This is a genomic window from Hymenobacter coccineus, assembly GCF_001816125.1.
Classification (GTDB): domain Bacteria; phylum Bacteroidota; class Bacteroidia; order Cytophagales; family Hymenobacteraceae; genus Hymenobacter; species Hymenobacter coccineus.
The window spans coordinates 24413-48157 of sequence record NZ_MDZA01000397.1; the positions used below are offsets into that span (position 1 = coordinate 24413).

Here is a 23745-nt window from a genome sequence, read left to right on the forward strand (position 1 = left end):
ATTTGCACAAAACCCAGCTAAAAAAAGGCTGGGTTTTTAGTTTTTCTCGCTGTTTATACGTTGTATTGTACTCGGATTGTATCATTTACTAGAATTTGCATTAGAACTACACTTACTAACCGCCCTACAAGGATATTTTAAAATGGAAGATTACAATAAAGTCATTGAATCGTTAGGTGTTCGCTACATCAAGTCCAAGAATTTGGTGTTGCAGCAGCCCTTTACCGTGCGCAATTCTTATGATGTCGGCAACACCCTTATCCTGTTGCACAAAGGCCGCATCTCCTTCGGCGAAGACTCGCACGTAGTCGAGGAGGGCGAAATGCTATTCGTGCCCGGTGGCCGGGCTACCCGCGTGGGCTACGGCAATGAGCCGGGCGGCCGCGTGATCACCAACGACGACCTGATTACCAACAAAGACAAGTTTTTCTCCTCCAACGACCACATCGACCTGATCGGCGACGCCGAGCAGAGCCACAGCTTCGTAAGCTTCGACGCCAAGGTATTTGACTCGGTAAACTTCTTCGCGTCGCTCGACGTGCCGGCGTTCCTGATCAGCAAGAACAAGAAGATGGCCAACCTGATCCGGCAGGTGGTTGAGGAGAGCATCCAGGACCTGCCCGGCCGCGAGCGGCTCATCAGCATCTACACCGAGAACCTGGTGGTGGAAGTAGTGCGCTACGTGTTGCAAAACAACATGTTTGTGGAGCAGCTGGCCACCAACAGCACCTACTTCAAGGACCCGCGCCTGATTGACCTGTTCAACTACATCAAGGAGCACCTCGGCGGCGACTTGTCGAACAAGGTGCTTAGCGGCGTGGCCAACGTGAGCGAAGACTACGTGGGCCAGTATTTTAAAATGCTGACCAACATCAACCCGCAGGACTATATCGAGTACCAGCGCATGGAGCGCGCGGTGTTCCTGCTGCGCACCACCAAAAAGAGCATCCGCGAAATTGGCAAGGATGTGGGCTACAAGGACACGGCCTATTTCTGCCGCCGCTTCAAGATGATGTTCGGCATTCCGGCCGGCAAGATGCGCCGCCGCGAGTCGGCGATGAACATCTAGCAGCGCCAGGTAATCGGTTGTAGTTAATTCGGTAGTTAGTTAGGGACCCCACGGCCAGTAGTGCTGTGGGGTCCCTGCTGTTTTGGGGCCCCGGGGCCAGCCCACTGGGGCCCACCTCTACTCGGCAGCCACCGCCGCGGCCCCGCGCACCGCGGCCACCGCGGCGGCCAGAAACGCCGGTTCCTCGGCAATGCGGTTGCCCACCACTACCACGTCGGCCCCGGCTGTGAGGGTGGCCGTGATTTTCTCGGCGGTGTTGAGGCCCCCGCCCACGATGAGGGGTGTGGCCACTGTGGCCCGCACCGCGGCCACCATGGCCGCCGACACGGGGTGCAGGGCCCCACTGCCGCCGTCGAGGTAGGTGAGGCGCAGGCCCAGCTGCTCGCCGGCCAGGGCCGTGGTAGCGGCAATCCCGGGTTTGTCGTGCGGCAGCGGGGCCGTGCCGCTCATGTAGGAAGCCGTAGTAGGCCGACCGCTGTCGACGAGCAGGTAGCCGGTAGGCAGCAGCTCCAGCCCGCTGGCACGCAGGCGCGGGGCAGCCACCACGTGCTGCCCAATCAGGAACTCGGGGTTGCGGCCCGAAATGAGGGAGAGCAGCAGCAGGCCATCGGCGGGGCCCTCCAAGTGCAGGCTGTGGCTCGGAAATAGTAGCACCGGCACCAGGCTATTGGCCTTTAGCAACGCCAGAAGGGCAGCCTGATGCGCGCTTAGCACCAGGCTGCCCCCCACAAAAAAGTAATCAATTGGGTGCTCAGCTACACGCACCAGCAGTTCACGCAGGCTGGATTCGGTAAAATCATCGGGGTCGAGCAGCACCGCCAGCGCTTTGCGGCCGTGCTGCCGGTGGGCAATAAACGAATCAAGCAGGGTGCTGGCGGGGCGCATCCGGGGAGCTGGGCTGGGCGGGGGAAAACGGCCCCGCGGCTCCCGCACCAGCGGCAGCCGCGTCGGCGCGGGCCGCAAGGTCGGGATTTTTGGGCGCTTGCGCGTCCTCTACAGCCGATTCCACCGCTTTGTGACCCACTAGCGCCGCAATGCTTACTGCTGCGGCCTGCGAAATCAGGCCCCGGGCCACATCCGACTGCCACGCGGCTTTCGCCAACGAGCCCAGCGTGCTGGCAGCTTCTGATTTAAACCAAGATTCTTTGGGCGCCGGCTTGGCATCGGTAGCTTTTTTAGCTCCAGGCTCCGACCGAAGGGCCGGGGGACGGGAAGGCTGCGCGGCCGGCTGGGGCTCAAATGGATCGGGCTCGTGCGCGGCAGCGGGGCCCTTGGGGGCCGCATCGAAACCCATTGCTTCTTGGAACACGGCTGCCGAAGCGGCCGCCGATTTGGGGGCGTTGGGGTCGCGGGGGCCCTTCTTGTCTTTTTTACCTTTGGGTGGCGCCGTGGGACCACTTTCGTTAGCGTAGCGACGGGGCTTGGATTTGCTGCTGAACAGCTTAGTAATCAGCCATATGCTGCCAGTCAGCCCGGCGCCGGCAATCACTACCTTCCCCACTTGCACGGTTTTTTCTTTTATCTGTTCGACGTCACCGCGCAAGGCACGCTCGTACTCAAGTTTTTTTTGCTCCAAGAACTCTTTTTCGCTGTCGAAAAGCGGGTTGTGCAGGTCACTCATGGCGAAAGGATAGGAAAGAGGCAGAGGGTATTAGTGCTTGTTCGATTTGTAAATAGTGTCCTTCAGCGTTTTGTCAGCTAAGCCTTGAAACGCTTTTTTATCAATGCCCACTAGTACCAGCACCAATAGTAGCAGGTAGAAGCCAGCTACGGCCGCGAAGCCCAGCGAATGGCTGTCGAACACGTCGTTCAGGGCCAGCGCGGCGTACAGGTTGAGAAATAAGAAGAACATCAACCCGAAGAAGGCCAAGAATATGCCGTGCGCCACGCTGACGAACAGGCCATTGGTGCGCTGCTGCAACTCCAGCCGGATCAGGTCGATGCGGGTATCGACGTAACCGGTGAGGTTGCTGATGAGGGTTTCGGGGCGCGGGGCGGAAGAATGGTCGTCGTGGGCCATAGGTGCGGGGGAGAAACAGAGAATAGCAGATAGGCAGTGCCTACAGGTGGCACTGGCCACTTCTACGCAAAAATGCCAGCCAGGGCTGACTTTTGCTCCGGACGAGTACGCAACCCCGCCGGTTACTTTGCTGTTGCGTGGGCTATGGGGGCCCTGGGCCCCGTTCCGCTTCTAGTTTTCTCGTGAGCCAAACCCATTACCAAGTGCTGGGCGTTGCCCCAACCGCCTCGGCCGCCGATGTGAAGCGCGCCTACCGGCAGTTGGTGGTGCGCTACCACCCCGACAAGCACGGCGGCGACGTGCGCTACGAGGAGCAGTTCAAGGCCGTGGCCGCGGCTTACCGCGTGCTGGGCGACGCCGGCCGGCGCGCCACCTACGATTTTCAGCTGGCCCAGGCCCTCCGCCGCGCCGACGATGAGCGCCGCCAGCAGCAATACCGGCCCGCCGGCCAGCACGTGTACGGCGTGCCCATGCCGCCGCCCGCGCCGCTGCGTACGCGCCCACCCGCCAGCAGCCGCGAGCGTCACTACCAAAGCATTCCGCGGCAGCGCGTGCGCTTCGTGCGGCGCGACTGGCTGCTCACGCTGGCCTTTTTTGCCGCGACGGCGCTGTTTAGCCTGGCGGTGAAGGCCACAATGGACCGCGTGACGGCCAATGCTCACTACCGCCGAGGCCTGGCCGCCTACGGACGCAGCGACTTCAGCGCGGCCTATTTGGCGTTTGGCCAAACGCTCGACTTCCGCACCGACGCCGCGGGGGCCCTGCGCCGCCGCGGCGAGTTGCGCTTACTAGTAATCCACGACCCCGAGGGGGCCCGCACCGACCTGCAAGCCGCGCTGCAACAGGAAAACCCGCCCGCCGTGCGTTCCCAGCTCTACTATTACCTCGGCCGCTGCGAAACGGCGCTGGGCCACCCCCCGCAGGCCGATGCGCAATATTCGCAGGCCCTGGCCATCGACTCGGTCTTCAGCGCCGCTTGGCTAGCCCGGGGCCAGGGCCGCCTGCTTGACCTGCGCCGTCCCGCCGCCGCCCTGGCCGATTTCAACCAGAGCTTGGCTCAAGCACAGGCCGCTGGACAGCCGGGGCCCTGGCGGGCGGCGCAACTGCGCGGCTTGGCCCTGGCCACGCTCGGCCGCTACCCCGAAGCGCGCGCTGCCTACGAGGCTGCCCTGCTGGCCCACCCGCGCGATGGCCAAACCCATTTCTTACTCGGCCGCCTGGCCCAGCACCTGGGCGACGCCCCGGCGGCGTGCGAGTTCTTCCGGCGGTCGCTGGAACTGGGCTACGCTTTTGCCGCCGCGGCTTATGAGCAAAGCTGCCCTTGATTATTGGGCTGTTGGCTTTTGGATGATGGCCGGTGGCTTTCTCGTTGACAACGAGCTGTTTCGGCTTAATTAAGTACAGATCTGGTTCAGGCTAGGCACTTGGCTGGGCCCCAACGCACAACAAAAAACCCCGCTGGCTTTGCGCCAGCGGGGTTTTATTTTTTTCGAGCGGGTTAACGCAAGTTAGGGCATCAGCACGCTGTCCACTACGTGAATTACGCCGTTGCTCTGCATCACGTCGGCGATGGTCACGGTCGAAATACCGCCTTTCTCGTCCTTCAGCTCGATGTTTTTGCCTTTCATCATAGCCGTCAGGGTACCGCCGCTCACGGTTTTGAGGGTCGCCGTGCCTTTGCCGGCTTTGATGGCCTTCTTGAGGTCAGCGGCCGTCATACGGCCAGCTACTACGTGGTAGGTCAGGATTTTGGTAAGGGTCTCCTTGTTCTCGGGCTTCACCAGGGTCTCTACCGTACCGGCGGGCAGCTTGTTGAAAGCCTCGTTGGTAGGAGCAAATACGGTGAACGGACCGGCGCTTTGCAAGGTCTCTACCAGGCCCGCAGCTTTCACAGCAGCTACCAGCGTGGTGTGGTCCTTCGAATTAACGGCGTTTTCAACAATATTTTTCGTGGGGTACATGGCTGCGCCGCCTACCATTACGGTGCCGGCGGTCATCTTGGACTGGGCCATAGCAGCGGTCGAAACACCAGCGCTCAAAAGCACAACAGTAGCCAGGGAAAGAATCGTCTTTTTCATTGGGTTAACAGATAGAATGGGGGGTTTGAAATTGATACCCCACCTACGCCGGGTGCAGGCCCAGCGGATTTCGGCACGGTATTTTTTTTCGTTGCCGGAGTGGCTACCCTCTCTATTTGCCTGACTAAGGGGGCCCCAAGAGGCATAAAAAAAGCCCGCAGCAGAACGCTACGGGCTTTTTGGAAGTGGCAACAGTTGGAATCGAACCAACGACACCAGCATTTTCAGTGCTGTGCTCTACCAACTGAGCTATGTTGCCGTGTCCCGAAGCCAAACTTTCTTTGGCTTCGGGACCGCAAAGGTAAGCAGGCAAAACCAGGGCGCAAGAATTTCAGTAAAAAAAATGCGTCGGGGCCCTTGCCGAACACATTTTGTTCGGCATGCCTACTAAATTGCGTTCCCAAACGGTCCCGATTGGCTATATTTACTGCTATGTTGCAATCCATTCTCTTTGCGCTGCTACTGGTGGCCGCGTTCGGCCTATTTGCCTGGCAGGTCCGGAAAATCCGGGCCAATGTCCTCGTTGGGCGCGATCGGGACGCGGGCGGCCATCCCGCCGAGCGCCTGCGCAAAACTATTCTCGTGGCCTTTGGGCAGCAGAAAATGTTCAAGCGCCTCACCCCAGCGCTACTCCACTTGGTGGTGTACGTGGGCTTTCTGGTCATCAACATCGAGGTGATTGAAATCGTCATCGATGGGCTATTCGGTAATCTTTTTGGGTTTCACCGCTCGCTCCAATTCCTGGGGCCCGTGTACGATGGGCTAATGGCGACCAACGAGGTGCTGGCCGCGCTAGTAATTGTGGCGGTGGCAGCCTTCTGGTGGCGCCGTAACAGCAAGCCGCCGCTCAAGCGCTTCACGGGCCCCGAGCTGCGGCTGTGGCCCAAGCTCGACGCTAACATCATCCTCTACGTTGAAGTAGTGCTGATGGTGGCCCTGTTTTTTATGAACACGGCCGACCTGAAACTGCACCAGATGCGTGGTGAAGACCTGCCCGGCACCTTCCCAATCAGCAACCTGCTGGTAGGGCTGCTGCCCACTGGCCAGGGCACGCTGCACGTGCTGGAGCGCATCGGGTGGTGGGCGCACATCACCGGCATTTTGCTGTTTTTGAACTACTTGCCCAGTTCAAAGCATTTCCATATTATCCTGGCGTTCCCCAACGTGTGGTACTCGCGCCTGGTGCCGCAGGGGCAGTTTTCCAACGTGGAGAGCATTACCCACGAGGTGAAGGCCATGATGGACCCGAGCTACGAGGTGCCCGCCGCGCCGGTGGGCCCCGACGGCTCGGCGTTGGCCCCTACGTCCTTCGGCGCGAAGGATGTGGACGACTTGCCCTGGACCAACCTGCTGAGCGCTTACTCCTGCACCGAGTGCGGCCGCTGCACCTCGGTGTGCCCGGCCAACCTGACGGGCAAGCTGCTCTCGCCCCGCAAAATCATCATGGACACCCGGGACCGGATGGAGGAGAAATATAATTCGCCGCTCATTTTCCGGCCCAACGTGTACGGCGCCGAGGCCAAGCACGAGCCCATTACCGACCTGGCCAACGCCACGCTGCTGCGCGGCAAGGTGACGCCCGAGGAGCTGTGGGCCTGCACCACCTGCAACGCCTGCGTGGAAAGCTGCCCCGTGAACATCAACCCGCTCGAAAGCATCATCGAAATGCGCCGCTTTTTGGTGCTCGAAGAATCGGCGGCTCCGAACTCGCTCAACGTCATGTTCTCTAATATTGAAAACAACGGGGCCCCGTGGGCCTTCTCCCCTTCCGACCGCTTCAACTGGGCCGACGATTTATACGTAAAAGGCTCCACTCCAGTAGCCGCCGCGGTGTAGCCGCCTGCGCGCGGCCCGATTGGTATTCTAAAAATCCCACCCTTTTTCCGTTTCGCGCCATGCAAAAGCCCACCGATTCCTCGCAATCCGCTGCTTCGACCGACTCGTCCGCGGGATTTACCACGACCACCGCCACGCGCCTCAGCCCACCGGTGGCCACCTTTCGGCAATATCTCGAAGGGCCTGCAGAAGCCTTTGAAGTAGCCCGCCGCCAAGCTAAGGCCGCCCGCGCCCTGCCCGGCGGGGCCCCCGACGCCGACGTGCGGCGCTTGTACGCCCGCTAATCCTCTCCCACCCCGGGCCTCCCTGGTCCGTCTGCCTTTTCTGCCCGTATGCTGCCCGAAACTGCCCCGGCCCCGCGCCAGATTACCGTTCCCGTCATGGCCGATTTGGCGGCCCGCAACGAGTCGCCCGAAATCCTGTTCTGGGTAGGCTGCGCCGGCGCCTTCGATGACCGCTACAAGCGCGTGACGCGCGCCTTTGTGCGCATACTGGACCATGTGGGCACCAAGTACGCGGTGTTGGGCCTGGAAGAATCGTGCACCGGCGACCCCGCCAAGCGGGCCGGCAACGAGTTTCTGTTCCAGATGCAAGCCATGCAGAACATCACGACGATGAACGGCTATGGGATTAAAAAAATCGTGACGGCCTGCCCGCACTGCTTCAACACAATTAAGAATGAATACCCGGCGCTGGGCGGTGATTACGAGGTGATTCACCACAGCACGTACTTGCAGCAGCTCATCAACGAGGGTAAAGTAGGCGTAACCGGGGGCGAAAGCTTCAAGGGCCGCCGCATCACCTTCCACGACAGCTGCTACCTGGGCCGCGCCAACAACATTTACGAAGCCCCGCGCGACGTGCTGGCGGCCCTCGACGCCGACCTAGTGGAGATGAAGCGCAGCCGCGCCAACGGCTTGTGCTGCGGCGCTGGCGGGGCCCAAATGTGGAAGGAAGCCGAGCCGGGCAAGAAGGAAATCAACATCGAGCGCACCGAAGAGGCCCTGGCCACGCTGAGCGGCGCCGCCGCTGCGCTGGCCAACCTGGGCGGCGTAGAAACCGAAACCACCGCCCCGGGGCCCCACGATTTGCAGGGTAGCATCATTGCCGTGTCGTGCCCGTTTTGCATGACAATGATGAGCGACGGCGTAAAGAACAAGGAGCAGGAAGGCAAAGTGCAGGTGTTCGACCTGGCCGAGCTGGTGGCTTCTGCCGAGGGCATCAACGCCTAAAATCGCAGATTTTGCAGATTTGATGGATTTCACGGATTTTTTTGGGTGATTTTTGTTTTCTCCTTCGCCGGGCGGCACTGTTTGAGAGAACAAAGCTGTTGCGCTAAGGCAAGCCAAAAGCCTGCGAAATCTTCCTGAACATCTGCGAAATCTGCGATTTATGAATGTGCCTTTTGCTGACTTACCCGCCACCGCGCGGGTGTGGATCTACCAAGCCAACCGGCCCCTGACCGAGGTAGAACTGGCCGCTGTGGGGCCCCATTTGGCCCAGTTTGCCACGGCCTGGACCAGCCATGGCGCGGCCCTGTGTGCAGCGGCCGAGTTCCGGCACAGTCAGTTTCTGGTCATTGGGCTCGATGAAGCAGTGGCCGGGGCCAGCGGCTGCTCCATCGACGCTTCGGTGCGCTTCGTGCACGAGCTGGAAAATGCGCTGTCCATCAGCTTGCTAGACAAGGCATACCTGGCCTTTGGGGCCCCGGCGGCCTAGAGCTGTTGGAGCGCCGCGCCCTGAAGCCCGCCGTGGCCGCCGGCACCTTGGGTCCCGACACGCCCTATTTCGACAATACCGTGGCCACCAAAGCCGAAATGGCGGCCCGGTGGCCCGCGCCGGCCGGCCGCACGTGGCTGGCACGCTACTTTGCACCGGCCGCGGCCTAGCTGGCCAGGGCCCCGCGGGGGCCCAAACCCTGCGGAAACGTAGTATCATTGCTAACCCAAAACGGTGCCCGAACGGGTCGCCTAGGGTCGCTTCCCCTTCCTTGCCCATGAGAAATACCTTATTCGTTTGCGCGGCGGCTGGCTCGGCGGCGCTGCTGAGCGGCTGCGCAACGTCCGGCAAAGCCGACAAACGCTTCGCGCGCGGCGAGTACGAGGCCGCCATTGGCCTCTACAAAGCCGAGGTAGCCAAAGGCAAAGCGGCCCCCATGGCCAACTACCGCATCGCCCAAGCCTACCGCCTGTCCAACCGCGTCGAGCAATCCGAGCCGTTTTACAAAGCGGCGCTCGACGGCAAAGTGCGGGCCCCTGACGCGGGTTTCTACTACGCCGAGGCGCTGCGGGCCAACGGTAAGTTTGACGAGGCCGCGGCCCAGTTTAGCGCTTATGCCACCAGCGGCACCAACCGCACCCTGGCCGCCCGTGCCGAAACCGACGCCAAGAACGCCTTGACCAGCAAGGAGCTGGTGGGCCAGGCCAGCGGCTACGCCGTGCGCCCGCTCGATTCGCTAAACACGGCCGCCTCGGATTTTGGGGCTACCATAAAGCCTGACACCAAAGAATTCGTGTTTGCCTCGGGGCGCACCGGCAAGAAATATCCCGGCAACGGCGAGAATTTCACCGACCTCTACGCCGTCACCTTCACCGATGCCACGGCCATGACTGGCGGCACGGTGGCTCCATTGGCGGGGCCCTTTAACTCGCCCGGACGCCTGGAAGCCAGCGCCACCTACACGCCCGACGGCAAAACAGTGGTGTTTGCCCGCTCGAACGACGGCAGCAAGAAAGGCTACCTGAGCGTCGATTTGTGGATTTCATACTTCAAAACCGGGGCGTGGACGGAACCCGTTCTGGCTAACATCAACGACCGGACGGCGGATGACTTTTCGCCGGTGTTTGCGCCCGACGGCGTGACGCTGTACTTCGCCTCGGGCCGCCGCAGCGGGCTGGGCGGCAACGACTTGTTTAAGGCCACGCTGGGGCCCAACGGGCGCTTTTCGGCAGCTGAAAACCTGGGCGACGCCATCAACACGGCCGGCAACGACAACTTTCCCGGCGTGGCGCCCGACGGCACCCTGTACTTCTCGTCGGATGGACGGCCGGGCTACGGTAAGCTCGACATTTTTATGGTGCAAGCCGGCAAGCCCGTCAACCTGGGCCCCGACGTGAACAGCTCCGCCGACGACTTTGCGCCGCTGCCGATGAACGCCGAAACGGGCGTGTTCAGCTCGAACCGCGCCGGTGGCAAGGGTTCGGATGACCTGTACGCCTACAAAAAGAAGTCGCTGAAAACGGTCAACTTCTTCGTGGACGGCACCATTTTGGAGCGCGACGCCAAGCGCAACACCACGGCCCCCGTACCCGGCGAAACGGTGACAATTACCGACAGCAAGGGCCGCAAAACCGATGTGGTGGCGGGCCCCGACGGCAAGTTTACCGCCCCGCTCGACTCCGTAACCAGCTACGCCTTCCTTAGCGACCGGGCCGGCTACTTCACGGCGCGCGCTTCGCTGAGCACCGTGGGCCGCAAGCCGGCGCAGGCGCAACTCACGCAGCCCCAGACCGATATCCGGCTGCCGGTGACCCTCACGCTGAATAAAATCGTCGTGAACCGGGCCATTGAGGTGAAGGATATTTTCTACGATTACGACAAGTTCAACATCCGGCCCGATGCCGCTATCCGCCTCGATACGCTGGTGCAGACGCTGGCCGACAACCCAAAAATCAACATCGAGCTGAGTTCGCACACCGACCAGCGCGGCAAGGACGCCTACAACCTCAAGCTCTCGCAGCGGCGGGCCGAGGCAGCCGTGGATTACATCGTGAGCAAGGGCATTGACCGGGCCCGCATCACGGCCCGCGGCTACGGCGAAACCCGCCCGATCATTATCAAGCCTACCTCGGAGGCTGAGTACCAGCGTAACCGCCGCACCGAGTTCAAGGTGACGCGAATTGACAAGTAAACCGCTCACCGCAAGCCGTTTTCGCAAAAGACCCAGCCCGACCGGCTGGGTCTTTTGCGTTGGTGGGGCCCCTGAGCCACCGGCGAATTTCTCCCCTGGCACGGCGTTTGGATTTGGCTGATGCAGGCCGTTGAAACCCCTCGCTGCCCGCCCATTCGCCCCGCCATGAAGACGCTTCTTACCCTCGCTGCTACCAGCTGGCTCGCCCTGGGGCTAGCCACGGCCGGCCACGCCCAGCCCGCCGGGCCGCCTACGGCCGTCAACTTCACGTCGGAGCGCGGGGTACCGTTTGGCCTGGTGCTGGACGGGCAGCTGCTGGCGGCCCCGGTGGTACGCGCGCTGCGCCTCGACTACCTGGCCCCAGGCCAGCACTGGGCCGAGTTCAGCGTGCCCACGGGCGCGGGCCTGCAACGCACCCGGGTGAGCGTGTGGCTGGAACCGGGCCTGGAAACCAGCTTTGTGCTGGTGCAGCGCCCCGGCCGGCCCACGCAGCTGCGGCAGGTGAGCCGGGGCCCCCTGCTGCCCCGCACCTACCCCGCCTGGGCCCCGGGCCCCGACGACTACGGCCCCGGACAGGGCCCCTACGGCGACAACGACAGCGGTGGCGGCGACTACGGCGGCGCTTACCCGCCGGCTGGGCCAGGCGGCTACCCCGCGCCGGGCAACACGAGTGGCTACCCAGGCCCCGGCAACGCGCCCAATTATCCGGGCTCCGGCAACCAACCTAACTACCCAAACCCAGCCGGCCCGGGCTACGGCACCGCGGCCCCGGGCGGTAACTACCTGGCCCCGCTGGATCCGCGCGACGCTGCTGAGCTAGCGCAGGCGCTGAGCCGCTGCCCGTTTGATGAACAGCGACTGGCCACGGCGCACCAGGCCCTGGAGCGCAGCAGCCTGCGGGCCAATGAATTGGCGGCCTTGGTACGAACGTTATCGTTCGACAAGTCGCAAAAAGAGCTGGCCATTTTTGGCTACAACCACTTGGTCGATCCGCAAAATTTCTACCGCGTGTGCGAATCCCTCACCTTCCCAACGAGCGTGCGGGAAGTGCAGCAAGCCGTGGGGCTGCTGCGCAATTAGCCCTTTGGAACCCTGCAAAAAGGTCGCCCGCTTCTCCTTACTGAGATACGGGCCGGCCTTTTTTTATGATGCGACAGGGCCCCTAGCGCAAGCGGTCCATGCTGCGCACAAGGCGCTCATCCTGGCGGATGTAGCGGCTGGCCAGCAGGTTGAGCACTAGGGCCAGCGTGGGCAGGTAGAAGCCGGCCAGGTAGTGGCCTTCCATTTTCACGTTCAGCATGGCATCGGCGCGGCTCGAGTACAGGAAGGCGGCTCCCAGCGTGGCTACCACCAGCAGCAGGTTGAGTGAGCACACCAGCAGCTGCACCGAGCGGCGGCGGTACTGGAAAATGGCGTAGAGGGCCGTGGCCGCTGCCGTAATTGCCAGCGCGCCGATGGGCCAGGCCGAGGCCACCACCTCGCCCGCGGCGGCCGAGGGGCCCCGGTAGAGGTTGAAGGCCGTGAGGGTGAGGCTGCCGTTGGTAAGGGGGTCGGTTTTCGTCCAGAGGGGCAGGGCGGCGGTGGCCAGCATGGCCAGGGCCAGGAGCAGTAAAAACACGCTTTGGATTCTTTGTATCATCTTTGTCGTTGTGGTTATGATGCCGGCCCGTGCGGGGCCGGGCCGCAAATTTAGCCTGTACCGGGGCTTTGCGCCCCTCTATTCTTCTTGCTGATGCCAAGTGCTTACATCGTGGACGCGGTGCGTACCCCGATTGGAAAATTCGGCGGTGCGCTGAGCAGCGTCCGCCCCGACGACCTGGCCGCGCTCGTGCTGCGCGAGCTCATGCGCCGCAACCCCACCGTCGACAAAAATGCTGTGGAAGACGTCATCATGGGGGCCGCCAACCAGGCCGGCGAGGACAACCGCAACGTGGCCCGCATGGCGGCCCTGTTGGCCGGCCTGCCCATCACGGTGCCCGGCGTAACGGTGAACCGCTTGTGCGCCAGCGGTTTGCAGAGCATTATTGATGCCTCGCGGGCCATTAAGTCCGGCGAGGGCGACGTGTACCTGGCCGGCGGCTCGGAGAGCATGACCCGGGCCCCGTTCGTGATGGCCAAGTCGGAAACGGCCTACGCCCGCGACTTTATGGCCCACGACACCACCCTCGGCTCGCGCTTCACCAACCCCAAGCTGAACCGCATGCACTTCCCCTACAACATGGGGCAGACGGCCGAGAACGTGGCCAAGCAGTTCAACGTCAGCCGCGAAGAGCAGGACGCCTTTGCCTTTGAGAGCCAGCGCAAGTACCACCGCGCGGCCGAGAAGGGGCGCTTCCGTAAGGAAATCGTGCCCGTGTTCCTGCCGCAACCCATCGGCGACACGGCTTTGTTCGACACCGACGAGCAGCCGCGCATCTCGACTTTGGAAAAGCTGGCCTCCCTCAAACCCGTGTTCCAGCCCGACGGCGGCACCGTGACGGCTGGCAACTCGACCGGCATCAACGACGGCGCGGCGGCCGTGCTGATGGTGAGCGACGAGGCCCTGAAACGCTACAACCTCAAGCCCATGGCCCGGGTGATAACCTCGGCCGTAGTCGGCGTGGACCCCGCCGTAATGGGCCTGGGCCCCATCACGGCTATCCGCAAGGCGCTGGCCCGCGCCGGCCTCACGCTGGCCGACATGGACCTGATTGAGCTGAACGAAGCCTTTGCGGCCCAGACCATTGCCTGCATCCGCGAGTTGGGCATGGACACCGAGAAGATGAACGTGAACGGCGGCTCCATCGCCATTGGCCACCCGCTGGGCTCGTCGGGCTCGCGCATCACGGCCACGCTGCTGCACGAGATGCAGCGCCGCGAAGGGGCCCGCTACGGCCTCGCCGCCATGTGCGTGGGCGTGGGCCAGGGCGCCGCCGTAATTTACGAAAAGGCCTGATTTTTCAGTTATCAGTTAACAGTGAGCAGTTATCAAAGGATAAATAGCCATTTTGATAACTGCTCACTGTTAACTGATAACTAACTTGATGCGTTATTTCCTTCACCTCGCCTACGACGGCACGGCGTACTCTGGCTGGCAGGTGCAACCCAACGCGCCCACCGTGCAAGCGGCCCTCAACGGGGCCCTGGCCAAGGTGTTGCGCCAGCCCATTGCCACCCTCGGCAGCGGGCGCACCGACGCCGGCGTACACGCCCGCCACCAGGTAGCGCACTTCGAGGCCGAGCTGCCGGCCGGCATGGACGAGGCCTTGCTGCTCTACCGCCTGCGCCGCACCTTGCCCGCCGATGTGGCGCCGCTGCGCCTGCACCCGGTGCCGCCGTCGGCCAATGCGCGCTTCGACGCCTTTGCCCGCACCTACGAGTATTTCTTATTGAGCGCGCCCGACCCTTTTCGGCGCAACCAGGCCCTGTACCTGGACCGGGCCCCCGACGTGGCCTTGATGAACGCCGCCGCCGCCCACCTGGTGGGGCAGTTCGATTTCACCACGTTTTCGAAGGCCAAGGGGGCCGAAACGCACTACGTGTGCCGCTGCACCGAGGCGGCCTGGCACCCCGTGCCGGGCGGCTGGGTGTTCCGCATCCGGGCCAACCGCTTCGTGCGCGGCATGGTGCGGCTGGTGGTGGGCACGCTGCTCGACGTGGGCCGCGGCAAGCACACGCCAGTGCAGTTCCAGCAGTTACTGTGGGCCCAGCAGCGGGTGGCGGCCGGCACAGCAGCCCCGGCCCAGGGCTTGTTCCTGAGCCGCGTGGAGTACGAGCCGGGGCTGATACCGGAGGGGATGGAATAGGGTCCGGGGGCGGGCAGCCGGCGAAAAGCCAGCAGTCCGCCCCGCCTGGGGCCCCAGCGGCGCCTTCCAGAACGATTCAACCAAACGTTGATTCGCCCCAACTTTTTGGGCTGGCGTAACTTTGTACCCTATGCAACCCCAACCCGCTACTTCCGCGACCAAAACCGGCCAGGTGTTCGACTGGCAGGTGCTGCGCCGCCTGCTCAGCTACGTGACGCCCTACCGCGGCGTATTCATCGGCCTGATTGTGCTCACTGTGGCCACGGCCGCGCTGGGTACGCTGCGGCCCTTCCTCATCCAGAAGATGGTGGACGTGAGCATCGAGCAGGGCGACCGTACCGGCCTGAACCACATGTTTTTGTGGCTGCTGGGCCTACTGGTGGCCCACGCCGGCGTGAGCTACTTGCAGACCTACTACGGCGGCTGGCTGGGCCAGTATATCGTGCGCGACATCCGCACCGACCTCTACCGCCACCTGCTGGGCCTGAAGCTGAGCTTTTTTGACCGCACGCCCATCGGCGTGCTCGTGACGCGCAACATCTCGGACGTGGAAACGCTGTCCGACGTGTTTAGCGAAGGATTGGCGGCGATGGTGGGCGACATCCTGCAAATCCTGTTCATCATGGCGTTCATGTTCTACATCGACTGGCGCCTGACTCTCATCAGTTTATCGGTGATTCCGCCGCTGCTTTTCTCCACCTACGTGTTCAAGGAAAAGGTGAAAGTGTCGTTTCAGGACGTGCGCAATGCGGTGGCCAAGCTCAACTCGTTCGTGCAAGAGCACCTGACGGGCATGAGCGTAGTGCAGATTTTTGGCAACGAGCAGCGCGAATTCAAGAAGTTTGAGAAGATAAACCGCGAGCACACCGACGCCAACATCCGCTCGGTGCTGTACTATTCGGTGTATTACCCGGTGGCCGAAGTGCTGGGGGCCATCGGCGTGGGCTTGCTTGTCTGGTACGCGGCCCAAGGCCAGATCGAGGGCACGATTTCCAAGGGGGCCCTCATTGCGTTTATCATGTACAACGCGCTGTTCTTTCGGCCCATCCGCCAAATTGCCGACCGCTTCAATACCCTGCAGTTGGGCCTGGTGAGCACCGAGCGCCTGCTGAAACTGCTCGACAGCGACGACCTGGTGGCCACCACCGGCGACTACGTGCCCGCCGCGCCGCTGGAAGGTGACGTGCGCTTCGACCACGTGAAATTTGCCTATAACCCGCCCGAGTGGGTGCTGAAAAACATCAGCTTCCACGCCAAGCCGGGCCAAACCATTGCCTTCGTGGGGGCCACCGGGGCGGGCAAAACCAGCATCATCAACCTGCTGAGCCGGTTCTACGACATCCAGGAAGGCAGCATTTTGGTGGACGGGCGCGACCTGCGCGACTACGACCTGAGCGTGCTGCGCCGCCAGATTGGCGTGGTGCTGCAAGACGTGTTCCTGTTTGCGGGCAGCATCCGCGACAACATCACGCTGGGCAACCAGGAAATCGGCGACGCGCAGATTTGGGAGGCGGCCGACCTCGTGGGGGCCCGGCGCTTCATGGAGCGCCTGCCCGGGGCCCTGGACTACCCGGTGATGGAGCGCGGCGCCACGCTTTCGGTGGGCCAGCGGCAGCTCATCAGCTTCGTGCGGGCCCTGGTATACCAGCCGCGCGTAATTGTGCTCGACGAAGCCACCTCGTCAGTTGATTCCGAAACGGAGGAGATGATCCAGAACGCCATCGAGAAGCTGATGCAGGGGCGCACCTCGCTCGTCATCGCCCACCGCCTGAGCACCATCCAGAAAGCCGACCAGATCATCGTGCTCGACAAAGGCGAAATCAAGGAAGTGGGCACCCATGAGGAACTGCTGCGCCTCGAAAACGGCTACTACGCCCAGCTTTACCGCATGCAGTACGCGCTGGGCGAAGCCAGCTAAGTATTGAGCTATTGGTTAGGGCCCCCAGGCACCCGGTAGCTCTAGCGGGGCGGCTCGTCGGCAAGAAGCAAAACCAAGCCCCATTGGGCGACCGAATACTTGGGTCGCCCCAATGGGGCTTGGTCGTTCACTTAAAGCTATTTACTACCGACGGGCCGCCCCGCTGGGGCTTACCAGGTGCATGCGGCTTGTCAATAATTAATCCGGTCCGGGTACTTAAACCGATTTGGTAGATACCGCTGGGGGCCCCGGCGCGGCCGGCGCGCTCCCGGGCACAATGGGGTTACCCTTGTTGTCCTTCAGCATGGGCAGGAAGCTGCGCAGCACCAGCACCAGGGCCATAAACAGCAGAAACGGCAGCAGCCAACTGCGGCTGCGGTAGGGCTCAGGGCCCACATAACGCGGCCAGAACCAGAGGAAAAACGCGGCTAGTGCCACCACGTTCACCACCACCGGCACCAGCAGCAGCGCCGTGGGATTGGCCGCGGCGGCGGCCCATTTCAAGGCGTAGCCCCCCGCCAGCAAACAGCCGATGATAAAAGCCGCCAGCCCCGCCAGGGCCTGCGTACGGCGCAGCCGAAACAGGTTGATGCCTAGCAACACCCCACCGGCCACCATCGAAAACATGAGCGAAAACAGCACGATGGTACCGGGCGAAAACAGCTCGGGACCATCGGCCGTCTCGGGGTCGAAGGGCGCTTCGCGGCGGCGCACCACCTCAGCCGCGTCGTACTCGACGCGCTGCTGGGCTACGGCAGTTTCGAGGCCGGGGCGCAGGGCGTCTTCCTCGGGGGCGGGCTGGCCGCGGCGGCGCAGCTCGGCCAGGGCCGCCAGCACGGCATCGTCGCGGTACTGGGCGTAGCCGCTCACGTACTGGTGCAGCTCGGTCAAGCTTTTGGCTTCCATTTTAGCCGCGTAATCTTCCATTCGGGTACTTGGTTGTAATTGCTTAGGCAACGGTTTTTTTATACTTGCGGAGCCCCTAATTAGTTCGCTGGCGTTGCGCTAAGCCGCAAAAACCGGACCCTAAGCACTAATTACCAATAGCTAAGCGCCAAAGAAATCGTGCATGGCCACCCCGGCCCGCCGCACGTCCTCAAACGAATTGTACAGCGGCACGGGCGAGAGGCGAATCACGTTCGGCTCGCGCCAGTCGGCCACCACGCCTTGGGCGGCCAGGTGGTCGAACAGCTCGCGCCCGCGCTGGTGCACCAGCACCGAGAGCTGGCAGCCGCGCTGGGCCGGGTCGGCGGGGGTAATGATTTCGAGCCGGTCGGTGGGCAAGCCCAAGGCCCTGATCAGGCTTTCGAGGTAAGCGGTGAGCGGCTCGCTTTTGGCCCGCAGTGCGGCCATGCCCCCGGCGCGGCTCACCAAGTCGAGGCTGGCGCGCAGGGGGGCCAGCAGCAGCACCGGCGAGTTCGACAGCAGCCAGCCATCGGCCCCGGGCGTGGGGCGGAAGCCTTTCTTCATCTGGAAGCGCTCGGATGGCTCCTGGCCCCACCAGCCGGCGAGGCGCAGCAGGTCGGGCTGGTTGGCAAACCGCTCGTGCACATAGGCCCCGGCAATGCCGCCGGGCCCCGAGTTCAGGTACTTATAGGTGCACCAGCAGGCAAAATCCACGTCCCAGTCGTGCAGGTGCAGCGGCACGTTGCCGGCGGCGTGGGCCAGGTCGAAGCCCACGGTGGCGCCCACTGCGTGCCCCGCGGCCGTGACGGCGGCCATGTTGAACACCTGCCCGGTGTAGTAGTTGAGGCCCCCGAGCAGCACGGTGGCAAGCGAGTCGCCCAGCTCGGTAATCTTGGCCGTAATGTCTTCCGTGCGCAGCGTGTGCTCGCCGGGGCGGGGCTCCAGCTCCACAATGGCGTCGGCGGGGTCGAGGCCGTGCAGGCGGGCCTGGGTTTCGAGGGCGTACTGGTCGGAGGGGAAGGCGCCGCCTTCCATCAGCACCTTGTAACGGGCCCCGGCGGGCCGGTAGAAGGACACCAGCAGCAGGTGCAGGTTCACGCTCAAGCCGTTCATTATCACCACTTCGTGCGGCAGGGCCCCCACCACCGGGGCGCTGGCCTCGGCCAGGGGGCCGTGGGAGTGCATCCAGGGCGCGGTGCCGTGGAAATGGCCCTCCACGGCCAGCTCGGCCCAGTTGGTCAGCTCGGCGTCGAGGGCAGCGCGGGTAGCCTTGGGCTGCAAGCCCAGCGAGTTGCCGCAGAAGTAGGCCACCGGCTGGCCGTCGGGCCCGTTGGGAAACAGGAATTCGGAGCGAAAAGCAGCCAGTGGATCGGCCGCATCGAGGGCGGCGGCGTGGGTGGGGTCAAGGAGCGCAAGGGACATACCCAAAGGTACGGCCAGGGCCCCCGGCCGGGTGCCCTACGCCATAATAACGTGGGCGCTACCACCGCGCCAGGATTCGTTTACAGCGTTTTAAAAGGCCGCACTAAACGGAGTGGCACTCCGTTTAGTGCGCGCGCGGCAAGGGAGTGCCACTCCGTTTTACAATCGTTTGCTGGCTATTTGCACACGAAATGAGAAACCGGGCTGATGGCGCAGCGATTACCGGGCAGCCGGCGATAAGCCGGCAGCCCGGCCCGGTGGGGCCCTATTGCGCCGGGGCTGGGGCGGGCGCTTCGAGGTAGGTGCCGCACACTTTGCAGGTGCGCAAGGCATCGTCGGCCCAGAAGCGGTTCATGATGGGCGGCAGCTGGGCCACGATGTCGGTGATTTCGGCGAACTCCTCGTGCAGCTTGTTTCCGCAGTTTTCGCAGTACCACTGGAAGCCGTCTACCTCGCCGGGGGCCCGGTAGCGCTCCAGTACCAGGCCCACGCCCCCGGCCGGGCGGCGCGGCGAGTGCGGCGTGTTAGGCGGCAGCAGGAACATGTCGCCGGGCCCAATTTCCAGGTCCACGGGCTGGCCATCGTCGATGATTTTCAGCGTCATCGTGCCCTCGATCTGCAAAAACAACTCCTCGCCCGCGTCCACGTGGTAGTCTTTGCGGGCGTTGGGGCCCCAACCACCATCACAATAAAATCCTGGTTATCCTTGAATACCTGCTGGTTCCCCACCGGCGGCTTCAGCAGGTGGCGGTGTTCGTCAATCCACTTTTGGAAGTTGAAGGGGCGGGCGATGGGCATGGCGGCAGGCGTGAAGGTGGTGAGGCAAAGCTAGCTACCAGCGCCGGCCTACTTTTGTTGGGGGCCCGCGCGCCCTTATCGTCAACAGCTTGCTTGCCCAACGCATAGCAGCGCTACCAGCCTGCTATTGGTAATAACGCTTGCGGCCGTGCGTTACGCCCCAGTAACGCAGCATATCGGCTGGCACGGCCGACGCGGCAGAGTCCGTCACCGGGGTCCAGCTCAGCACCGTGTAGTTGGGGGGAATGCGCACTAGCACTACGGACTCCGGGGCCTGGGCCAGTTGCACTAAGCCACGCCGCTCGCCGGCGTTGTCGCCGTTAAGTTGCCTTACGTGTCGGTCGGCGTAAATAAAGATGGTGGCTACCACCAGGACCGCTGCGAGGTAGTAGCCCCGGGCACGGTTTCGCAGCTCGAATAGCAGGAAGTAGGTCGATTCGCCGTAAGCGTAGAAGAGGCCCAGCAACACCGGCAAAATAGAATCGTGGCGCAACAGGTAGGGCCGGTAGATGCGGTAGCCACCCAAAGGCAATAGCAGTATGTAAGCCACCGCGAATAACGCTACCCCCCGCAGCGCGCCCCATACCCACTGGCGCTCGGCCGATGGCCGAGCCCGGCGCACCAGCCAGGCGTTGGCCAGCAGCCCGAGCACGAGCAGCGGCATTCCCAACTTACCAGTTAGCTGCTTATACACGCCAAGGGGCAGCAACTGGTACAGTTGCCACAAGGTGTGGTCGTGGGTATTTTCCGCGTTGTTGCGGCCGATATAGAGCGAAAGCACACACAGCGCGCCCAGCCCCGCCAGCAACCCCATTGCCTGAGCTGACAGCCAGTTTTCCGCGGCGGCCCGCGGCCCAGACCACCATTGCCACGCCCACCATACCCCAATGCCCAGCAGCACAACCAACGCCGCCGCCGAGGCCACGGGCCCGTTGAAGGCAATGACAAGCATCAGCGGCACTAGCAACGCCAACTGCCCAAAGCCCAAGCGTAGGGGCCGCTGCTGCCGGGCGGCCCGGTAGAATGGATAAAACAGCAGCAACAGCAGCGACGCTGGCGCCGCATAGAAAAACGTGTACGTGATGGAGCGGTCCGTGATGCCCATTTCATCGTTGTAGCCATTGGTCTGAAACAAGGGCACTAGTAGGGCAACGACCAGCCAAAAGCCCCAGCGGCCCGTTGGCCCGGAGCGGCCCAGGCGGATGTACGCGGCCAGTGTGCACAGCAGCAGCGCCTGCAAGCCCGTGGCAAATAGCGCCCCGGCCGCGTACAGGCTGTTGATGGGCGAAACGACGTATTGCAGCAAATGCGGCACCTGCTTCCAATACAAGCTGAGGATGGCGTGGGCAAAAAAACGATTGGGGGCAGCGTATACTGCGTTTTTGGTAAGCACGGCCCACCCGAGCGGGTCGTTCATCACGGCGACGAACGCTGGGGACGGCAACGCGACGTGCGCCAGGTCACCGTCGAGGGGCAACTGGTAGTTTTGCCAGAAAGTAAACGCCAAGTCCAGCACCACAAACAAGACCAGCAGGCCGCGCCAATACCGCTTATTCACAGGGCCGGGCATTGGGTGGCAAGGCGGCGGTCATTGCGGCTACGCTGCCGCTAATTTCAGAGCAACTCATTACAAGTCCAATAGTTAGCTTTCTCATACCAGATTAAAAAATCAGCAAAACTGCCGGTCCGGTACCGGCAAAGGTAGTGCAGCCCCACCAGCAGGCGGCTTAAGGTGTGGAGCCGCAGGCATGCCTTACCCGCGAAAAGTACAGGGTGCTGCCGTGGGCGGCCAGCCTCAAAACCAGCTACCCACTGGGGCCCCAGCAGGTAGGCGACACGCGCGCCCATTCTGCTGGGCTTACTTGAAAGGGAAGCGGTACGAGGGGGCGATGAGCCCGCGCCAGTATTCTACCAAATACCACACCGGGCGGGTCTACCACAATTCTGTGAGCAGCAGGTCATCGGCGTAAGTTGGAGCCGAGGAATCGCCGTTCAGTAGATAAATTACGAGTTGGCTATTGGAATCAATGTTCTTGGGCAAGTCCAGGCTGCGGCTCACCTGCTTCCAAGATTCAAACGGCCCACTATCGACCAGAAAAATGCTTTTGCTAAAGAAGGGGTGGTCGGGGTCGTTGGCCGTGGCAATGGTGGCCACCAAGCGGGCATCACTCTCGGGGCCCGGCACCCACACCCAAGCACTCAGCGTGAGCCGGCGCGGGCGGTGGTGCGGGCTAAGCTTTCCCAAGGAGGCTCGGTAGGTGGTGGAATACGGGTGCTGTGGATCAACGCTGATGGCATACCGGCCCGCATGTGCCTTTTCGGTGGTAAGGCCGGTGGGGAAGACGGGCAGCCAGCCGGCCGCTGGCTTATCAAAATCAGCGTGCATCAACTCCCGCTCCCGCACCGGGGCCCTGCCGGCGCGCGGATGGCACCCCGGTAGGCCGAGTAGGCTGAGCCAAGCCAAAGGCCAAAAGAATTTTGCAGTCGGGGCCATGCTTGGGATTATGTGGCTAAAGGGCAATATTTTACCAGGGCCGCCCGCGGTCGCGCCGGCGAAGCACTACGGCGGGCACCCGGCCCACAAAGTCGAACGCCGCCGCGAAAGCAGCGTGCTGCGGCGCCAACTGGGCGTACTGGCTGGGTGACATTACTGCGTAGTCAAGGCTGTCTGCGGCCATGCGGTCCAGAAAATTATCGACCGTGGGTGCGCTAGGGCCCTGGGGATTCCAAGCCAACCCCCGCCGGTCGAAATAAACCAACCCCGTATTGGGCCCTTGGTCGATGATCAGAATGCCAGAGGTTGGCGGTACGCCCGCTCGCCGCAACTCCTCGGCCCCGCCGCGCATCCACAGATGGGTGTAGTACGGGGAGAAAGGAGGATAATCGTCGCTCATGCGGCGGTGCAGGCGCTTATAGCCGCCCACCGCCAAAAAGACGACCAGCACCCCCAGCCCCAGGCTGGTGGCGTAGCGCCCCCAACCAGTATAACGACCCAGGTTGAGCAGGGCGAGCAGCAGCAGCAGCAGCACCGGCGGCACCAATGAGCAAATCAAGTAGTAATCGTGTACGCCCAACTGCCCCCCCATCAGCTGCACGAATATGTAAGCCACCGCGACGGATGCCAGCAGCAGCAGGGTCAGGGGCAGGTGGCGCCGCAGGTTGGGGCGCAGAAACACTAACAACAGCACCGCGCAAACAACCAGGATGCGGTAGTGCGTAGGGGTAGCGTACTCGGCCACCCAATCGCGACTCACAGATTGCAGCACGTTGTGCAACTGTTCGGGATCTTGGATGGGGGTGGTGGTAGCCAGGAACTGCCCTGATTGATAGATTTCGTTCAGGTGCTGGTTGTGGAAGAAAAACGCGACAATCAGCCCGCCACCCAGCCCCACCCAGCCCAGCAATTGCCAACGCTGCTTGGGTAGCAGCAGCGCCGGCTCCAAATAGGCCCACAACAGGGTGATGCCCACCACCGCCCCAAAGTGCAGGGCAGTAGTTGTTTTAACCAGCCCGGCCAAAGCCAACAGGAGTACCGCCCACCGCAAATCCGCAAAGCGACGCTCATCGAAAAAGCGTAGCCAGTAATAATACCCCACAAAGCTCAGGCTCAGGCTAAAAGCATCGGGCATGACGCTGCCCGCGTAAAAGGCAAAAAACGGCGAGGCTAGCAAGAAGGCCCCCGGCACTAATCCGGCTACGAAGTGACCAGTGCGCTCGTAAACCACACGGAACAAGTAATAAAAACCCAGCACCACCACCGCCGCATCCAGCAGCCGCAGCACCGTGTTGATGCTGCCACGCCCGAATACCAGCCCGCCCAGCGCCGCCAAGTACGCCTGAATAGGAAATTCGACTCCCGTTATCCCGCCAATCGAATCCATCGTCGAGGTGCGGGGCGTAAAAAAGTAAAACCCGTAGTCGTAAAAATTAATGGCTAATGCCAGTCGGTCGGACTGACCCCAAGTGTGGATCCCGGTAGGCAACGCTTGTAGGTAGGGCAAGT

22 protein-coding genes, 1 tRNA gene and 1 pseudogene are annotated in these 23745 nt (G+C 62.6%); 12 read left to right on the forward strand and 12 right to left on the reverse strand.

Annotated elements, in window-relative coordinates; all coding sequences use genetic code 11:
- Positions 1-142 precede the first annotated feature (142 nt).
- Positions 143-1069 (forward strand): AraC family transcriptional regulator, encoded by a 927-nt coding sequence (locus tag BEN49_RS18100; protein ID WP_070745855.1) that lies wholly within the window; start codon positions 143-145, stop codon positions 1067-1069.
- A 117-nt stretch (positions 1070-1186) separates the two neighbouring features.
- On the opposite strand, the gene BEN49_RS18105 is transcribed toward BEN49_RS18100, so the two are convergent.
- The 3 genes from BEN49_RS18105 to BEN49_RS18115 are packed head-to-tail and all read right to left on the reverse strand — an operon-like array spanning position 1187 to position 3089.
- Positions 1187-1954 carry a geranylgeranylglyceryl/heptaprenylglyceryl phosphate synthase gene (locus tag BEN49_RS18105; RefSeq protein ID WP_070745856.1) on the reverse strand — a complete coding sequence of 256 codons (768 nt, stop codon included), beginning with the start codon at positions 1952-1954 and terminating at the stop codon, positions 1187-1189.
- The gene (locus tag BEN49_RS18110) at positions 1929-2690 is read right to left on the reverse strand and encodes a hypothetical protein (RefSeq protein WP_070745857.1); all 762 of its coding nucleotides are present in this window, start codon (positions 2688-2690) and stop codon (positions 1929-1931) included. Before BEN49_RS18110 ends, BEN49_RS18105 begins: the two co-directional genes overlap by 26 nt.
- Before the next feature lie 30 nt (positions 2691-2720).
- Positions 2721-3089, reverse strand: a complete 369-nt coding sequence (locus BEN49_RS18115; protein ID WP_070745858.1) for a phage holin family protein — start codon at positions 3087-3089, stop codon at positions 2721-2723.
- 182 nt (positions 3090-3271) lie between these two features.
- Between BEN49_RS18115 and BEN49_RS18120 the strand changes: the two genes are divergently transcribed.
- Complete coding sequence (locus BEN49_RS18120; RefSeq protein ID WP_070745859.1) at positions 3272-4414, forward strand: J domain-containing protein; 1143 nt, start codon at positions 3272-3274, stop codon at positions 4412-4414.
- Between the two features lie 183 nt (positions 4415-4597).
- Here the strand turns inward: BEN49_RS18120 and BEN49_RS18125 are convergent, their stop codons facing one another.
- Complete coding sequence (locus tag BEN49_RS18125; protein ID WP_070745860.1) at positions 4598-5167, reverse strand: fasciclin domain-containing protein; 570 nt, start codon at positions 5165-5167, stop codon at positions 4598-4600.
- 186 nt (positions 5168-5353) lie between these two features.
- Positions 5354-5426: transfer RNA gene (locus tag BEN49_RS18130), tRNA-Phe, on the reverse strand.
- A gap of 173 nt (positions 5427-5599) precedes the next feature.
- On the opposite strand from BEN49_RS18130, the gene BEN49_RS18135 reads away from it, so the two are divergent.
- From BEN49_RS18135 to BEN49_RS18160, 7 genes are all read left to right on the forward strand, one after another.
- A complete protein-coding gene (locus tag BEN49_RS18135) occupies positions 5600-7003 on the forward strand; it encodes a 4Fe-4S dicluster domain-containing protein (protein WP_070745861.1) in 1404 nt (467 codons plus the stop codon).
- 59 nt (positions 7004-7062) lie between these two features.
- Entirely contained in the window at positions 7063-7287 is a 225-nt protein-coding gene (locus BEN49_RS18140; RefSeq protein WP_070745862.1) for a hypothetical protein, read from the forward strand.
- A gap of 96 nt (positions 7288-7383) precedes the next feature.
- On the forward strand, positions 7384-8235 hold the full coding sequence (locus BEN49_RS18145) for a (Fe-S)-binding protein (protein ID WP_070745905.1): 852 nt from the start codon (positions 7384-7386) through the stop codon (positions 8233-8235).
- Between the two features lie 160 nt (positions 8236-8395).
- A complete protein-coding gene (locus BEN49_RS18150) occupies positions 8396-8722 on the forward strand; it encodes a hypothetical protein (RefSeq protein ID WP_083326223.1) in 327 nt (108 codons plus the stop codon).
- Positions 8723-8727: 5 nt separating this feature from the next.
- Positions 8728-8892 carry a hypothetical protein gene (locus BEN49_RS28310; RefSeq protein ID WP_158023001.1) on the forward strand — a complete coding sequence of 55 codons (165 nt, stop codon included), beginning with the start codon at positions 8728-8730 and terminating at the stop codon, positions 8890-8892.
- 107 nt (positions 8893-8999) lie between these two features.
- Positions 9000-10913 carry a CHU_0125 family OmpA-like outer membrane integrity protein gene (locus BEN49_RS18155; protein WP_070745863.1) on the forward strand — a complete coding sequence of 638 codons (1914 nt, stop codon included), beginning with the start codon at positions 9000-9002 and terminating at the stop codon, positions 10911-10913.
- A gap of 165 nt (positions 10914-11078) precedes the next feature.
- Positions 11079-11993, forward strand: a complete 915-nt coding sequence (locus tag BEN49_RS18160; RefSeq protein WP_125917002.1) for a proline and serine-rich protein 1 family protein — start codon at positions 11079-11081, stop codon at positions 11991-11993.
- Between the two features lie 82 nt (positions 11994-12075).
- Here the strand turns inward: BEN49_RS18160 and BEN49_RS18165 are convergent, their stop codons facing one another.
- Positions 12076-12552 (reverse strand): DUF4293 family protein, encoded by a 477-nt coding sequence (locus tag BEN49_RS18165; protein WP_070745865.1) that lies wholly within the window; start codon positions 12550-12552, stop codon positions 12076-12078.
- A gap of 93 nt (positions 12553-12645) precedes the next feature.
- On the opposite strand from BEN49_RS18165, the gene BEN49_RS18170 reads away from it, so the two are divergent.
- From BEN49_RS18170 to BEN49_RS18180, 3 genes are all read left to right on the forward strand, one after another.
- On the forward strand, positions 12646-13848 hold the full coding sequence (locus BEN49_RS18170; protein ID WP_070745866.1) for a thiolase family protein: 1203 nt from the start codon (positions 12646-12648) through the stop codon (positions 13846-13848).
- A gap of 88 nt (positions 13849-13936) precedes the next feature.
- On the forward strand, positions 13937-14698 hold the full coding sequence (gene truA, locus BEN49_RS18175) for a tRNA pseudouridine(38-40) synthase TruA (RefSeq protein ID WP_070745867.1): 762 nt from the start codon (positions 13937-13939) through the stop codon (positions 14696-14698).
- Positions 14699-14828: 130 nt separating this feature from the next.
- A complete protein-coding gene (locus tag BEN49_RS18180; protein WP_070745868.1) occupies positions 14829-16616 on the forward strand; it encodes an ABC transporter ATP-binding protein in 1788 nt (595 codons plus the stop codon).
- A 216-nt stretch (positions 16617-16832) separates the two neighbouring features.
- Here BEN49_RS18180 and BEN49_RS18185 read toward each other — a convergent pair whose 3' ends face one another.
- From BEN49_RS18185 to BEN49_RS18210, 6 genes and pseudogenes are all read right to left on the reverse strand, one after another.
- Complete coding sequence (locus BEN49_RS18185) at positions 16833-17543, reverse strand: hypothetical protein (protein WP_070745869.1); 711 nt, start codon at positions 17541-17543, stop codon at positions 16833-16835.
- A gap of 120 nt (positions 17544-17663) precedes the next feature.
- On the reverse strand, positions 17664-18944 hold the full coding sequence (gene kynU / locus BEN49_RS18190) for a kynureninase (RefSeq protein WP_070745870.1): 1281 nt from the start codon (positions 18942-18944) through the stop codon (positions 17664-17666).
- A 265-nt stretch (positions 18945-19209) separates the two neighbouring features.
- Positions 19210-19742, reverse strand: a pseudogene (locus tag BEN49_RS18195) (3-hydroxyanthranilate 3,4-dioxygenase).
- 124 nt (positions 19743-19866) lie between these two features.
- Positions 19867-21312 (reverse strand): hypothetical protein, encoded by a 1446-nt coding sequence (locus BEN49_RS18200; RefSeq protein ID WP_070745871.1) that lies wholly within the window; start codon positions 21310-21312, stop codon positions 19867-19869.
- Positions 21313-21675: 363 nt separating this feature from the next.
- The gene (locus BEN49_RS18205) at positions 21676-21987 is read right to left on the reverse strand and encodes a hypothetical protein (RefSeq protein ID WP_125917006.1); all 312 of its coding nucleotides are present in this window, start codon (positions 21985-21987) and stop codon (positions 21676-21678) included.
- A 280-nt stretch (positions 21988-22267) separates the two neighbouring features.
- Positions 22268-23623 (reverse strand): glycosyltransferase family 39 protein, encoded by a 1356-nt coding sequence (locus tag BEN49_RS18210; RefSeq protein ID WP_158023002.1) that lies wholly within the window; start codon positions 23621-23623, stop codon positions 22268-22270.
- Positions 23624-23745 lie beyond the last annotated feature (122 nt).

Excerpts from the sequence above, each read along its gene's own strand:
- BEN49_RS18185 (WP_070745869.1), bottom strand. The coding sequence starts at position 17,543 with ATGGAAGATTACGCGGCTAAAATGGAAGCCAAAAGCTTGACCGAGCTG.
- BEN49_RS18100 (WP_070745855.1), top strand. The coding sequence starts at position 143 with ATGGAAGATTACAATAAAGTCATTGAATCGTTAGGTGTTCGCTACATC.
- BEN49_RS18165 (WP_070745865.1), bottom strand. The coding sequence starts at position 12,552 with ATGATACAAAGAATCCAAAGCGTGTTTTTACTGCTCCTGGCCCTGGCC.
- BEN49_RS18115 (WP_070745858.1), bottom strand. The coding sequence starts at position 3,089 with ATGGCCCACGACGACCATTCTTCCGCCCCGCGCCCCGAAACCCTCATC.
- BEN49_RS18150 (WP_083326223.1), top strand. The coding sequence starts at position 8,396 with ATGAATGTGCCTTTTGCTGACTTACCCGCCACCGCGCGGGTGTGGATC.
- BEN49_RS18155 (WP_070745863.1), top strand. The coding sequence starts at position 9,000 with ATGAGAAATACCTTATTCGTTTGCGCGGCGGCTGGCTCGGCGGCGCTG.
- BEN49_RS18170 (WP_070745866.1), top strand. The coding sequence starts at position 12,646 with ATGCCAAGTGCTTACATCGTGGACGCGGTGCGTACCCCGATTGGAAAA.
- BEN49_RS18200 (WP_070745871.1), bottom strand. The coding sequence starts at position 21,312 with ATGCCCGGCCCTGTGAATAAGCGGTATTGGCGCGGCCTGCTGGTCTTG.
- BEN49_RS18180 (WP_070745868.1), top strand. The coding sequence starts at position 14,829 with ATGCAACCCCAACCCGCTACTTCCGCGACCAAAACCGGCCAGGTGTTC.
- BEN49_RS18135 (WP_070745861.1), top strand. The coding sequence starts at position 5,600 with ATGTTGCAATCCATTCTCTTTGCGCTGCTACTGGTGGCCGCGTTCGGC.
- BEN49_RS18145 (WP_070745905.1), top strand. The coding sequence starts at position 7,384 with ATGGCCGATTTGGCGGCCCGCAACGAGTCGCCCGAAATCCTGTTCTGG.
- BEN49_RS18140 (WP_070745862.1), top strand. The coding sequence starts at position 7,063 with ATGCAAAAGCCCACCGATTCCTCGCAATCCGCTGCTTCGACCGACTCG.
- truA (WP_070745867.1), top strand. The coding sequence starts at position 13,937 with ATGCGTTATTTCCTTCACCTCGCCTACGACGGCACGGCGTACTCTGGC.
- BEN49_RS18160 (WP_125917002.1), top strand. The coding sequence starts at position 11,079 with ATGAAGACGCTTCTTACCCTCGCTGCTACCAGCTGGCTCGCCCTGGGG.
- BEN49_RS18110 (WP_070745857.1), bottom strand. The coding sequence starts at position 2,690 with ATGAGTGACCTGCACAACCCGCTTTTCGACAGCGAAAAAGAGTTCTTG.
- BEN49_RS18105 (WP_070745856.1), bottom strand. The coding sequence starts at position 1,954 with ATGCGCCCCGCCAGCACCCTGCTTGATTCGTTTATTGCCCACCGGCAG.
- BEN49_RS18125 (WP_070745860.1), bottom strand. The coding sequence starts at position 5,167 with ATGAAAAAGACGATTCTTTCCCTGGCTACTGTTGTGCTTTTGAGCGCT.
- kynU (WP_070745870.1), bottom strand. The coding sequence starts at position 18,944 with ATGTCCCTTGCGCTCCTTGACCCCACCCACGCCGCCGCCCTCGATGCG.
- BEN49_RS18210 (WP_158023002.1), bottom strand. The coding sequence starts at position 23,623 with ATGGATTCGATTGGCGGGATAACGGGAGTCGAATTTCCTATTCAGGCG.